Origin of the sequence: Mesorhizobium sp. LjNodule214 (genome assembly GCF_964252735.1) — a bacterium.
In the GTDB taxonomy this organism is placed as follows: domain Bacteria; phylum Pseudomonadota; class Alphaproteobacteria; order Rhizobiales; family Rhizobiaceae; genus Mesorhizobium.
The window spans coordinates 805,037-817,023 of record NZ_CAXUPE020000002.1 but is presented as its reverse complement, the minus strand read 5'-3'; the positions used below and the strand labels follow the sequence as shown (position 1 = coordinate 817,023).

Annotated in this window: 11 protein-coding genes; 6 read left to right on the top strand and 5 right to left on the bottom strand. The window is 64.9% G+C overall.

Annotated features, from left to right (window positions below):
* Positions 1–41 precede the first annotated feature (41 nt).
* From ACSQ3Z_RS17830 to ACSQ3Z_RS17815, 4 genes are read right to left on the bottom strand one after another with little or no spacing between them, the layout of a single operon-like run.
* Complete coding sequence (locus ACSQ3Z_RS17830; protein ID WP_436172628.1) at positions 42–1,514, bottom strand: aldehyde dehydrogenase; 1,473 nt, start codon at positions 1,512–1,514, stop codon at positions 42–44.
* Positions 1,511–2,563: an LLM class flavin-dependent oxidoreductase gene (locus ACSQ3Z_RS17825; RefSeq protein WP_436172627.1), complete on the bottom strand. Its 1,053-nt coding sequence runs from the start codon at positions 2,561–2,563 to the stop codon at positions 1,511–1,513. The genes ACSQ3Z_RS17830 and ACSQ3Z_RS17825 overlap by 4 nt, the downstream gene beginning before the upstream one ends.
* Positions 2,564–2,568: 5 nt before the next feature.
* The gene (locus ACSQ3Z_RS17820; protein WP_436172626.1) at positions 2,569–4,356 is read right to left on the bottom strand and encodes an alpha/beta fold hydrolase; all 1,788 of its coding nucleotides are present in this window, start codon (positions 4,354–4,356) and stop codon (positions 2,569–2,571) included.
* Positions 4,349–4,936 carry an amino acid synthesis family protein gene (locus ACSQ3Z_RS17815; RefSeq protein WP_436172625.1) on the bottom strand — a complete coding sequence of 196 codons (588 nt, stop codon included), beginning with the start codon at positions 4,934–4,936 and terminating at the stop codon, positions 4,349–4,351. Before ACSQ3Z_RS17815 ends, ACSQ3Z_RS17820 begins: the two co-directional genes overlap by 8 nt.
* Positions 4,937–5,077: 141 nt before the next feature.
* Here ACSQ3Z_RS17815 and ACSQ3Z_RS17810 point away from each other — a divergent pair, with 141 nt between their 5' ends.
* A complete protein-coding gene (locus ACSQ3Z_RS17810) occupies positions 5,078–5,758 on the top strand; it encodes a GntR family transcriptional regulator (protein ID WP_436172624.1) in 681 nt (226 codons plus the stop codon).
* Positions 5,759–5,807: 49 nt separating this feature from the next.
* Here the strand turns inward: ACSQ3Z_RS17810 and ACSQ3Z_RS17805 are convergent, their stop codons facing one another.
* Entirely contained in the window at positions 5,808–6,839 is a 1,032-nt protein-coding gene (locus ACSQ3Z_RS17805) for a hydroxyacid dehydrogenase (protein ID WP_436172623.1), read from the bottom strand.
* 63 nt (positions 6,840–6,902) lie between these two features.
* Here ACSQ3Z_RS17805 and ACSQ3Z_RS17800 point away from each other — a divergent pair, with 63 nt between their 5' ends.
* The 5 genes from ACSQ3Z_RS17800 to ACSQ3Z_RS17780 all read left to right on the top strand — a co-directional run bounded on the left by ACSQ3Z_RS17800 (position 6,903) and on the right by ACSQ3Z_RS17780 (position 11,855).
* The gene (locus tag ACSQ3Z_RS17800; RefSeq protein ID WP_436173928.1) at positions 6,903–8,048 is read left to right on the top strand and encodes a LacI family DNA-binding transcriptional regulator; all 1,146 of its coding nucleotides are present in this window, start codon (positions 6,903–6,905) and stop codon (positions 8,046–8,048) included.
* Positions 8,049–8,123: 75 nt separating this feature from the next.
* The gene (locus ACSQ3Z_RS17795) at positions 8,124–9,113 is read left to right on the top strand and encodes a sugar ABC transporter substrate-binding protein (RefSeq protein ID WP_436172622.1); all 990 of its coding nucleotides are present in this window, start codon (positions 8,124–8,126) and stop codon (positions 9,111–9,113) included.
* Positions 9,114–9,230: 117 nt separating this feature from the next.
* Positions 9,231–10,223, top strand: coding sequence for an ABC transporter permease (locus ACSQ3Z_RS17790; protein ID WP_436172621.1), 993 nt, complete (start codon positions 9,231–9,233; stop codon positions 10,221–10,223).
* Positions 10,220–10,996 (top strand): ATP-binding cassette domain-containing protein, encoded by a 777-nt coding sequence (locus ACSQ3Z_RS17785; RefSeq protein ID WP_436172620.1) that lies wholly within the window; start codon positions 10,220–10,222, stop codon positions 10,994–10,996. Before ACSQ3Z_RS17790 ends, ACSQ3Z_RS17785 begins: the two co-directional genes overlap by 4 nt.
* Positions 10,997–11,000: 4 nt before the next feature.
* Positions 11,001–11,855 carry a sugar phosphate isomerase/epimerase family protein gene (locus ACSQ3Z_RS17780; RefSeq protein ID WP_436172619.1) on the top strand — a complete coding sequence of 285 codons (855 nt, stop codon included), beginning with the start codon at positions 11,001–11,003 and terminating at the stop codon, positions 11,853–11,855.
* The last annotated feature ends 132 nt before the right edge of the window (positions 11,856–11,987 follow it).

The following is an 11,987-nucleotide window of genomic DNA, read 5'->3' as shown; positions in this document are numbered from 1 at the left end:
CGGATCGTTCATGCCCGGCCGTGTTCGCTGGTCCGCGGCGGCTACCGCATGACGAAAGGATCGGGGATCGGCGCGTCCGAGGTGCGGATCCAGACCGATTTCGAGCGCGTGTAGTCGCGGATGGCGTCCATGCCACCCTCGCGGCCGAGGCCGGACAGGCCATAGCCGCCAAACGGAACCAGCGGCGAGACGGCGCGATAGGTGTTGATCCAGACGACGCCGGCGTGGATACCGCGGGCCATGCGATGCGCCTTGGCGAGATTGGTGGTGAAGGCGCCGGAGGCGAGCCCGAAGGGCGTGTCGTTGGCAAGCGACAACGCCTCCTCTTCGGTGTCGAAGGCCAGCACGCTCAGCACCGGCCCGAACAGTTCCTCGCGCACGCAGGCCAATGTCTGATCCGCTGCCTCGATGATCGTTGGCGCGTAGTAGAATCCATCAGTCTTGCCCTGTGGTCGCGCGCCGCCGGTGACCAGCCGGCCGCCGCCGGCAAGGCTTTCGGCAACGATTTTCTCGATCCGCTCGCGCTGGCGCGAGGTGGCGAGCGGGCCCATTTCGGTGGCGGGATCCTGCGGGTCGCCGATGGTGATGGCTTCGGCCTTGCGCTTCAGGCGAGCGAGAAATTCGTCCTTGACCGAACGCTCGACCAGCAGCCGCGAGCCGGCGACGCAGCTTTGGCCGGTGGCGGCAAAGATGCCAGCGACGACGGCGTTGGCAGCGCTGTCCAGGTCGGCATCGGCGAAGACGACGACTGGGCTCTTGCCGCCAAGTTCGAGCGTCGTGTAGGCGAGATTTTCGGCGGTGTTGATGACGATCTGCCGGGCGGTCGAGGGACCGCCGGTGAAGGCGACGCGGGCGACGAGCGGATGGCTGGTCAGGCGGTGCCCGCAATCGTGGCCGAAGCCGGTCAGGATGTTGACGGTGCCGGCCGGAAATCCTGCTTCATTCACGAGCTCGGCGAAGGCGAGAAGCGGGGCAGGGCCATCCTCGGACGCCTTCAGCACGACGGTGCAGCCCGCGGCAAGGGCCGGGCCGAGCTTGACCGCCGACAGGAAGAGCTGCGAATTCCAGGGCACGACGGCGGCGACGACGCCGATCGGTTCCGGCCGTATCGTCACTTCCATATCGGCCTTGTCGATGGGAACGAACGCGCCTTCGTGCTTGTCGGCCAGCCCGCCATAATAGCGGTAGTAGTCGCCGACATAGGCGATCTGGGCACGGGTCTCGCGGATGATCTTGCCGGTGTCGCGAGTCTCGAGCTCCGCCAGCCGGCCCGCATTGGCGGCGACGAGGTCGCCGAGCTTGACCAGAAGCTTGCCGCGCGCCGTCGCCGTCATCGCAGCCCAGGGGCCGGAGCGCAGCGCCCGATGCGCGGCATCGACCGCGCGATCGACATCGGCCACGCTGGCGGCTGGCATCTTGGCCCATGGCGCGCCCGTCGACGGATCGATGCTGTCGAAGGTCGTCGTGGCCTCGACGAACTGGCCGTCCATGTAGTTTTTGAATGCGGTGCTCATCGCGGCCCCGCTTCCTGGAAAGCCGGCATCACCTTGTCGATGAAGAGCTGCAGCGACTTCTTCTTGCGCTGGTGGGAGAGGCCGCTGTCGATCCAGATCGAGTACTGGTCGTAGCCCTGGGTTTCATAAGTCTTCAGCCTGGCGATCACCTCGTCGGCTTCGCCGATGACAAGGTTCTGCCGGATCTTTTCCGGCGCATATTGCGGCATGGCCGCGATCTCGGTCGCCGTCAGCGTCTCCAATATGCCCTGGCGTACCGGCTTCTTGTTCTGGAACCAGGCGCCGAACTGGCAGTAGAATTGCGACAGGTCTTGCGTCAGGCGATCGGCATCGGCTGCGTCCTCGGCCACGAATGTATGCATCAGGAGCATGATCTCAGGCCGTGCTATCTCCGGATGGGCAGCGCAAGCCGTGTTGAAGCGCTCCATGAGGCTCGCCACTTCGCCGTCGCCGGAGGCAAGCGGCGTCACCTGCACATTGCATTTGTTGGCCACGGCAAAGTCGTGCGAGTTGGGGTCGCGTGCCGCCACCCAGATCGGCGGATAGGGTTTTTGCAGCGGCTTTGGCGACGAGGTCGTTGCAGGGAACGACCAGAACTCGCCCGAAAGTTCGAAATCACCATCCCACAGGCCGCGCAGCGCCGGGATCATCTCGCGCATGCGCTGACCCGCGCCCCACGCGTCCAGGCCGGGGAAGAGCCGCTCGTATTCATAGCTGTAGGCGCCGCGCGCAATGCCGATGTCGAGCCGGCCGCCGGTGATCACGTCGGCCATCGCCGCTTCGCCTGCAAGCTTGATCGGGTGCCAGAAGGGCGCGACGATGGTTCCGGTGCCGAGCCGGATGGTGCTGGTCTTCGCGCCGAGATAGGCGATGTTGATGAACGGGTTCGGCGAGATGGTGAATTCCATGCCGTGATGCTCGCCGATCCAGGCCGTCTCGAAGCCCGCCTGCTCGGCCAGCAGCACCAGTTCCTCCAGTTCGGCGACGAGCTCGGAATGCGGCTTCGTCAGATCCGATCGTTCCATGTGGACGAAAAGCGAAAACTTCATCGGCTTCACCTGCGACCGGATTGAAGGGCAGCGGACGGGGCGGGTCTGGCCAGCGGCCGGACTTCACCTTCCACCTCGTTGCCAACATAGACGCCAAATGCATCTTCGGTGCGTTCGCGCACATAGCGGGTCAGCATCGAGCGAACCGCCGGGTCGGCGATCCTGAGACCGGCGATCTGGTCGATGTCGACAAGCCTGACCTGGCGATCGCCGGAGGCGGGGGCGTCGACCGTTCCCCGGTAGTAGACATGCGAGCGCGATGGGTCGGCCGCATCATCCCAGACGGCAAACAGGAAGCCGAGCTGTGCGCCGATACTTTCCGCGGCAAGGCGCCCCTTGAGGCTGCGGGCATCCTGCGGCGTGCCCAGCCCGCGGCCTGCCGGCAATTCGTGGAAGCCATCCGGTGTTTCGAAGAACAGCACGCGGCCTTCGTTTTCGAGGATGGCGCCGACTTCGGTTCCTTGAGGTGCTGCCGCCAGCGCCTCCTGGCTGAGGCCCGGCGTGACATAGGTGCCGCGGCAGTAGCCGAGCGGCTGCGCGCCATTGTGGGTGAAGTCGCGCACGCGACCGATCAGGATCGAATGGTCACCGGCGTCAACCAGTTGCTCCATACCGCAATCGAACACGGCGACCGAACCGTCGATCAAGGGATTGCCGGTCTGTCCCGATTGCCACGCCACGGCGGCGAACTTGTCGGCGGCCTTGGATGCAAAGATCCCGGATTCGGTTTTTTGCGCCTCCGACAGGATGTTGATGGCGAAGCCTCTGGAGGTCGAGAAGGCCTGATGTCCCAGCGCCTTCTTGGCAATGCAGACAAGCACCAGCGGCGGCTCGAGCGAGACCGAGGTGAAGGAGTTGGCGGTGAAGCCGCGCGGTTCGCCTTCCGCGCCGATCGTCGTCACGATGGTGACGCCGGTCAGGAAGGAGCCGAGCGCGCGCCGAAATTCGGTGGCGTCGAAAGCAGGGGACGTGCCGCCGGAAGCATCCGCCGTCCTGTCGAGAAACGCCCTGATATGGTGAGTCACCTTTTCGGGCGAAGCGATTGTCATCATGTGCTTTTCGCCGCTCAGAACCAGGCATTGGCCGTTTGGCGCAAGCCGCGCCATCGCCGCCGACATGGCTGGCGTGGAATTCCTGTCTTCCGATCCGGTCATGAACAGGGCTGGGGCTGCAAGGTCGGCCAGACGCTCGACATGCTCGGTGTCGGCCCGGGCAAACAGGCGGTAGGTGCGAGCGTAACCTTGCGCGTCGACGCTTTCGAGCGCGGTGCGCGCGGTTTCGGCAGTGCCGACGAGATCGGCCGGGATCGGATCGCCGAACCAGCGGGCGATCGTCGCGGCGATGGCCTGGGGATCGCCGTGACCGCCGAGCGCGGCCGCGCGCTCGCGCACCGCCTGGGCCAGGGCCGCAGGGCGGCGGAAGACCGCGTTGAGGCAGACGACGGAACTCACTCGGGACGGCGCGCGAAGTGCAATCTCCTGGGCGACCAGCGCGCCCATCGAATGGCCGACCACGGTTACGGAAGCGAGGCCGAGATGGTCGAGCAAGGCGATTGCCTGGTCGGCGAAGTCCGCCAGCTCGGCATTTTCCGGCGGCAGAGGTGAGACGCCGTGGCCCAGCATGTCGATGGCGACGACGTCGTGGCGGTCTTTCATCATCTCGATCTGAGGCTGCCAGATCGCGGCATTCATGCCGACGCCGTGGATGAACAGCACCGGCGCGCCGGAACCGGCGCGGATGAAGCCGGTGCCATCGGGAGCCGTGCGTCGGATCAGGGCGGCGACGTCAGCCATGCAAATCTCCGACCTCCTTGAGATCCTGGTAGCGGTCGCCGATGCGGTGGTGCGGGCGGCCGCCGATGGAGGCGCCGAGCGCCACCACCAGTTCGTCGGGGGCGGGTGCGTCGCCGATCTGGAAATGCACCGTCAGATAGTGGGAGCGGCGGCCTTCGTCGTTCTTGTCCATCAGCGGAATCATGATCGGCGTGTTCGGCCCGCCGCGCAGATTGGTGAAGGCGAGATAGGTCTTGGCGCCGACGGCGCGGCGATAGTGATTGCCGAAATGCAGCGTGTGGATCAGCGCCGATGCGTGCTCGATCTCGCCTGACGTGCCGCAGATGGCGGCCTTGCCATAGCCTTCGATTGCTTCGCCGGAGCCGGCGACAGCGATGATTTCCCGCGTCAGCATTTCGCCCAGGACGGGAGCAAAGGCGCGAATTTCGGGAGACAGGTCGTCGGTGAAGCCGCGTCCGGCCCAGGGGTTGGTCAGCACCGCGGCGACGCCGATCAGGCGCAACGGCCGGGGGGCCGCCTTGCCGCCCTCGATCAAGGTGTTCTCGATGTAGGTGACGGTCTTTCGAATGGCCGGTTTCATCAGAAATCCTCGGTCGCGATGGCGCCATGCAACGCCGTCATCACTGTATCGTCTTATGGTATACCATGCTATGGAGCGCCAAGAACCTTGTCAACCGGTCATGGAATCTGTTTTGTGGCATTGCCAGGAGGCGGAGGAAAAATGTCAGACGATACGCTGCGGATCGACCGCTCCGCCAAGACGCTGAGAACGCTGGCGCTGGAGCGCATGCGCGAGGCAATCATGGACTTCCATTTCCAGCCGGGCGAGCGGCTGGTCGAGCGGCCGCTTTGCGACCAGCTTGGCGTCAGCCGGTCTGTCGTGCGCGAGGTTTTGCGGCAGCTCGAGGCGGAAGGCCTGGTGCAGATGATCCCGGGTCATGGGCCGGCCGTTGCCAAGCCCGATCTCGGCCGCACCGACGAGATCTATGAATTGCGGGCCTTGCTGGAGGGCATCGCCGCGCGAGCCTGCGCCATGTCGGCCACCGACGGGCAGATCGCCTTGTTGGACAGCGCGCTGGCCAATTTGTTCGATGCATGGGCATCGGGCCAGCCGGTCGAGGTGATGCGGGCGACGGCCAGGTTCTATGAGGTGCTGTTCGAGGCAGCCGACAAGCGCATCGCCTGGGAAATCGTCAACGGGCTGAATGTCCGCATCAACCAGCTTCGGTCCATGACCATCGCCTCGGAGAACCGCCGTGGGCCGGCGATCGCAGAAATGACCGAGATCATGGATGCCATCCGCTCACGCAAGCCGGAAGAGGCCGAGGCTGCGGCGCGGCGGCATGTCGAATCCGCCTGGCGGATCGCGCGCAACGCGCTTCGGCTCGGCTCGCTCGACTAACATCAGCCCGATCTTGCGGGCGCCATTGTCGAGCAGCGATCGGCTTGGGCTAGTTCTTGTCCACCGGCTTCGAGCGCATGCGCGAAACCGTCTCGCGCTCGGCGCGCTTGGAGCGCAGCGGCGGCAGGCCGCGGTCGATCAGGTCCATGTCCTCCAGCACCATGTCGCCCATGCGCTTGAAGGCGATGTCGAGCGCGCCGGCGCGGTGGGCCGAGCGCAGGAAACCGGGCAGCGCGCGCACCGGGTGGTCTTGAGCCAGCGGTTCTTCCGGGAAGACGTCGCTGGCGGCGACGATGTGGCCGCTGCGGACGGCGTCCATCAGCGCCGAAAAATCGACGACGCCGGCGCGGCTGAGCAGGATGAGGGCTGCCCCCTCACGCATTTTCGCAAAGGCATCGGCGCCGAGAAAGCCCTGGTTCTCGCTGGTCACCGAAGCGACGACGAAGACGAAGTCGCTCTGCGACAGCACCTCGTCGAGCGAGGCCGGCCCGACGCCGTTGTCAATGAGGATCGACGGTGGCAGCCAGGGGTCGAAGACTTTTGTCCTGGTGCGGAAGCCCGACAGCAGGCGGTTCAACGCGCGGCCAAGGTCGCCGAAGCCGATGATGCCAACATCGGCGCCCGACAGCAGCCGTGCCTTCTGGTTGCCGTCGCCGCCCCATAGCTCCTTGCCCTGCCGGAAGGCAAGGTCGGCATCGACGATATTGCGTGCCAGATTGAGCGCCATGGCAAGGCCAAGCTCGGCGACCGGCTCGGCAAACACCAGGCCGGTGGTGACGACATGGATGCCGCGCGCAAACAGCGCCTCGTAAGGCATGTTGTTGAGGAGGTTGGTCTCGACATTGAAGACGCAGCGCAGCGCCTTCAGGCTTTCCAGTGTCTCCGGCGAGATCGGTGGCTGGCCGACAATGTAGCGCGCCTCGGCGAGCACATCCGACGGCAACCCCGCGACGCCTTCGGGCGTTGTCTCGACGATGCGATATTTCTTGCGAAAAAGCGCCAACTGCGGCGGGGTGAAGATCAGGTCGAGCGTGCGGGGCTCGGGCGCGCTGATGACCAGCGGCAAAGCATTGTCGGTCATGATGCTCCTCCCGGCGCGATCATATCACGCCATTCACATCTGTGTTTTACGCAGGATTAAACGATTTACAACTGTGAAAAATCGATTTATCGATTACATCAGCGAGGCGGCAGGAGGTTACCTGCCCTCGGGAGGAGGATAATGGCGCATCGGGAGCATCGGCGTTCGTCGATCCACGACGTGGCTAGCCGCGCCGGCGTGTCCGCCGCCACGGTCTCCAAGGTTCTGGCGGGCGTCACCACGGTGAAGCCCGAAAATGCGCAGCGTGTCTTCGATGCCGTCGAGCACTTGGGCTACCGTGTCGATCCGCTAGCTTCCGACATGCGGCGGGCGAAGCGCCGCATCATCGGCGCCATCATGCCCGAATTCGAGAGCGAATTCTTCGGCCAGATGGTCAGCGAACTCGAGGGCCTCGCCGAGCAGCGCGGCTACACGCTGGTGGCTGCCTCCAGCCGTGAATCGGAAGCACGCGAGAAGGAGATCCTTGCGCGCATGCATGACTGGCGAGTCGCGGGCGTGGTGCTGGCGCCGGTGCGCAACGAGCATGGCCCGGCGGCTGGCTTCATGAAGGCCAATGGCATGACGGGCGTGCTAATCGACCGGGTGCTTGCCGACGATGCCTTCGACACGGTCTCGGCCGATAGTGCTGCCGCCAGCGCCGAAGTGGCGCGCGAACTGATCGGCAAGGGCCACCGCCATATCCTGGTCATCGGCCTTGGTCAGCAGGCGGCGACGGTGCGCGCGCGTCTTGACGGGTTTCGCGCCAAGGCGCTGGAACTGGTGCCGGACGTGCGGATCGACGTCGTGCTTTCGGAGAGCGAGGTCGAGCCGCTGCGCGCGTTGCTGCGCGACTATTTCGACAAGAGCGCCAATGGGGGCGAACGCCCGACGGCGGTCTATTCGCTGTTCCTCAAGGGCACGCTGGTGGCGCTGTCGGAATTCCGCCGGCGCGGCTGGCATTGCCCGGATGACATCTCGCTGGTCGGCTTCGACGATGCCGAATGGATGCAGGTGACATGGCCGGCCATCGCCGCCGTGGTGCAGCCGGTCCGGCAGATCGCCGCCCAGGCGATGGATGTGTTGTTTGCAAGGATCGATGGCGGGGAAGGCCCGTCCAAGGCGCGGCTCGAGCCTTGCAAGGTTTTGATGCGGGAATCCGTTGGCTCGCCAGGCAGCGGCCCGCATTCCGGGGGAGGAAACCGACAATAGCCCCCATTGTCGACGACAGAGTGGCGCCGCACCTGGCTTTGGCTCGTGGCGCGTGACATCAACAGGGAGGAAGACATGAAAGCATTGGTTCTGAAGATAAATCGATTTACTCTTGCCCTAGGCATCGCTCTGGCGGTTTCGGCCATCGGCGCGGCCAGGGCCGAGGACGGAGAATACGGCGTGCTGATGAAGACGCTGGCCAATCCGTTCTGGGGTGCGATGGGCCAGGGCGTCGAGGACGGCGCCAAGGAAGCCGGCGTGAAGTATTTCCAGCAGGCGGCCGAAAGCGACCAGGCGGCCGAGCCGCAACTCAACCTCTGCAACACCATGCTCGAGCGCAAGCCGGTGGCGATGATCACCGCCGCCATCAACTCCACCAATCTGCTGCCCTGCCTCAAGGCGGCGCAGGGTGCCGGCATCAAGGTCGTCGACCTGGATGGCAATCTCGATCCGGCGGTGCTCGACAAGGAAGGCATCAAGATCACCTTCCGCATCGGCTCCGACAATGTCGCGGCTGGCGGGCAGGGGGCCGAATATCTCGTCTCCAAGCTCGGCAAGGACGCCAAGGGCCCGGTGCTGGTGATCGAGGGCCTGTCCGGCAACATCACCGGCGAAAAGCGCGCCAAGGGTTTTGCCGACAAGCTGAAGGAACTGGCGCCGGGTCTGGAAGTCGTTGCCTCGCTGCCCGGCGACTGGGATCGCGGCAAGGCCGCATCGATCGCCACCGACACGCTGACCGCGCATCCCGACCTCGTCGCCATCTTCTGCGCCAATGACGGCATGGCGCTGGGCGCGGTGGAATCGGTTTACGCCGCCGGCAAGGGCGAGCAGGTGACGATCATCGGCGTCGACGGCAATTCGGACGCGGTCAAGTCGATCAAGGAAGGCCGGCTCAACGCCTCGGTGGCGCAGCTTCCTTATCTGGTCGGCAAGCAGGCGGTCGAGAACGTCAAGAAGGCGATCGCCGGTGAAAAGGTCGAGGAAAACATCGCCGTGCCGACGCTGGTGCTGACCAAGGACGTGCTCGACGCCGGCAAGGAGCCGATGCTGGAATATGTGAAGTAGGAAGGAAAAAGGGCAGTAGGGCAGTAAGGTAGTAGGGGAAAGCAAGCGGTTTGTACCGCTCGGACCAGATCTCCTATTCACTTGCTGCCTTACTGCCCTCTCTTAAGGTGCAAAGAAATGGCTTCCGAAATGGCGCAGCCCGGTTTCTGGGCTCGGGTGCAGCGCGCATCCGTCGAGCGGCTCCACATAAGGCTGGAATCGCTGGTGGTGCTGCTGGCACTCAGCGCGGCGATGGCGGTGCTGTCGCCCTACTTCCTGTCGCTCAGCAATTTTCTCAATATCCTGCTGGCGACCTCGACGATCGGCGTGCTGGCGATCGCTGCCACCTTCGTCATCGGCTCCGGCGGTCTCGACCTGTCGCTCGGCTCGGTCATGGGGCTGGCGGGCGTCGCCGGCGCTTTCGTTGCCGTCAATGTCGGCTGGCCTTCAGTATTCGCGGTCGTTGCCTGCATTCTCGCTGGTGCCATTGCCGGCTACATTAACGGACAGTTGGTCACCCGCGCGTTCGTGCCTGCCTTCATCGTCACGCTCGGCATGCTCGGCCTGGCGCGCGGGCTTGCTTTGGTCATTTCGCAGGGCAGGGCGATCTACGGTCTGCCCGCGGCCATCGTCTATATCGGCCAAGGGCGGCCGTTCGGCATTCCGATGCCGGTGATCATCCTGGTGCTGACGGCAATCGTCGCGCATTGCGTGCTCGCCTATACGCGCTTCGGCCGCCACACGCTGGCGCTCGGCGACAGCGAGGGTGCGGCGCGCGCCGCCGGCATTCGCGTCGAACACCATCGCCGCATCATCTACACGCTGTCCGGGGCGCTCGCCGGCCTTGCCGGCCTGCTGTTCACCGCACGCGTCAATGCCGGCGACCCGACCGCCGGCATCAATTACGAGCTGACTGCGATCACAGCGGCGATCATCGGCGGCACCAATCTGTTCGGCGGCCGCGCCTCGATCCTCGGCACGATGATCGGCGCGCTGATCATGGGTGTGCTGCAGAACGGGCTGACGCTGCTTGCGGTGCAGGCCTATTACCAGCAGATGGCGATCGGCGCCGTGCTGATCCTGGCCGTGTTCATCGACCAGTATCAGGTCCGCAAGGAGTCGCGCGTATGACCCTTCTGTCTCTCCACGGCATCCGCAAGAGTTTTGGTGCGGTCGACGTGCTGCATGGTGTCGACCTCTCGGTCGCGGCCGGCGAGGTGGTCGGCCTCGTCGGTGACAATGGCGCCGGCAAGTCGACGCTGATGAAGACCATCACCGGCATCTACCGGGCCGATTCCGGCTCGATCGAATTCGACGGCAAGGACATCCTCGCCCTCGATCCCGGCCAGCGCCGCGAGCTCGGCATCGAGATGATCTACCAGGATCTTTCTTTGGCCAAGCAGCAGGACGTGGCGGCCAACATCTTCCTCGGCCGCGAGCCGACCAAGAAAGTGTTCGGCCTGTTTCCGGGCTTCGTCGACAAGGCCGAGATGGACCGCCAGGCGGCGAAAATGATCGAGCGGCTCGGCGCCCATCTGCCGTCGATCAACCGCTCGGTCGGCTCGTTCTCGGGCGGTCAGCAGCAGACGGTGGCGATCGCCCGGGCGCTGACCTTCAACCCGAAGCTGGTGATCATGGATGAGCCGACCGCCGCGCTTGCCGTGCGCGAGGTGCAGAGCGTGCTCGACCTGATCCGCCGGCTGAGATCGGAAGGCATCGCCGTCATCCTGATCTCGCACCGGCTGAACGACGTGCTATCGGTCACCGACCGCATCGTGGTGCTGCGCCACGGGCGGGCCGATGCCGATCTCGTCACCGCCAAGACCAACATGAACGAAGTCGTCAGCCGCATCGTCGGCGGCGGTGATACCAGCGCCGCGGCGGCGCATGAACAACGAGGCTGACCTGATGAATACTTTTGGACTGCATACTTTCGCCATCGCCCCGGTCTGGGATCTCGCCCGCATCGAGCCGCAGATGGACCGGCTGAAGGAATACGGCATCGGCCTGATGGAAATCCCGCTGCTCAGGCCGGAAGAGATCGACACCAAGCGCACGCGCGCCTTCGCCAGCCACTACGGCGTCGAACTGATCCCATCGCTCGGCCTGCCGCGCGGGCTCGACGTGGTCGAGCGGCCGGACGAGGCACTCGATTTCCTCGAACCGGCCTTCAAGGTCTGCAACGAGGTCGGCGCCGAAGCGCTCGGCGGCGTCACCTATGGCACGATCGGCAAGACCACCGGGCGGGCGCCGACGCGCAAGGAAATCGACGGCATGTGCCGCTTCCTCGAACGGGCGGCGAAGGCGGCGAAGTCACGCGGGCTGAAGCTCGGCATCGAGCCTTGCAACCGCTACGAGACGCATCTGATCAATCGCGGCATTGACGCGACGAGGATCATCGAGCGCATCGGCGCCCCCAACATCTTCATCCACCTCGACACCTACCACATGCATATCGAGGAGGAGAGCTTTGCCGCCGGCTTCGAGGCCGCCGCACCCTTCCTTGGCTATGTGCATGTGTCGGAGGCCAATCGCGGCGTGCCGGGACGCGGCATGCTCAACTGGGCGGCCTGCATGAAGGCGATCGCCGACATCGGCTACCAGGGGCCGATCACGCTGGAAAGCATGAACCATGTCGATGTCGACATTGCCGGCGGCCTGGCGGTTTGGCGCCCGGTGGCGGAGGACCCGCGCGACGTCATCGAGGTCGGCCTGCCTTTCCTGCGCGAGGAAGCGCGCAAGGCCGGGCTCACTCTCGGATAGACACTGTCGCACCACTCCTCTCGTTTCAGTGGCGACCGAAAGCAGCGCCGGCGGAAACCATGGCCGCCTTCGCTTCGGATTCCCTATCCAGGAGGTTAGCAATCGACGACTTATTTTCATTTTACATTACCA

Excerpts from the sequence above, each read along its gene's own strand:
- ACSQ3Z_RS17805 (WP_436172623.1), bottom strand. The coding sequence starts at position 6,839 with ATGACCGACAATGCTTTGCCGCTGGTCATCAGCGCGCCCGAGCCCCGC.
- ACSQ3Z_RS17830 (WP_436172628.1), bottom strand. The coding sequence starts at position 1,514 with ATGAGCACCGCATTCAAAAACTACATGGACGGCCAGTTCGTCGAGGCC.
- ACSQ3Z_RS17780 (WP_436172619.1), top strand. The coding sequence starts at position 11,001 with ATGAATACTTTTGGACTGCATACTTTCGCCATCGCCCCGGTCTGGGAT.
- ACSQ3Z_RS17815 (WP_436172625.1), bottom strand. The coding sequence starts at position 4,936 with ATGAAACCGGCCATTCGAAAGACCGTCACCTACATCGAGAACACCTTG.
- ACSQ3Z_RS17825 (WP_436172627.1), bottom strand. The coding sequence starts at position 2,563 with ATGAAGTTTTCGCTTTTCGTCCACATGGAACGATCGGATCTGACGAAG.
- ACSQ3Z_RS17820 (WP_436172626.1), bottom strand. The coding sequence starts at position 4,356 with ATGGCTGACGTCGCCGCCCTGATCCGACGCACGGCTCCCGATGGCACC.
- ACSQ3Z_RS17790 (WP_436172621.1), top strand. The coding sequence starts at position 9,231 with ATGGCTTCCGAAATGGCGCAGCCCGGTTTCTGGGCTCGGGTGCAGCGC.
- ACSQ3Z_RS17785 (WP_436172620.1), top strand. The coding sequence starts at position 10,220 with ATGACCCTTCTGTCTCTCCACGGCATCCGCAAGAGTTTTGGTGCGGTC.
- ACSQ3Z_RS17795 (WP_436172622.1), top strand. The coding sequence starts at position 8,124 with ATGAAAGCATTGGTTCTGAAGATAAATCGATTTACTCTTGCCCTAGGC.
- ACSQ3Z_RS17810 (WP_436172624.1), top strand. The coding sequence starts at position 5,078 with ATGTCAGACGATACGCTGCGGATCGACCGCTCCGCCAAGACGCTGAGA.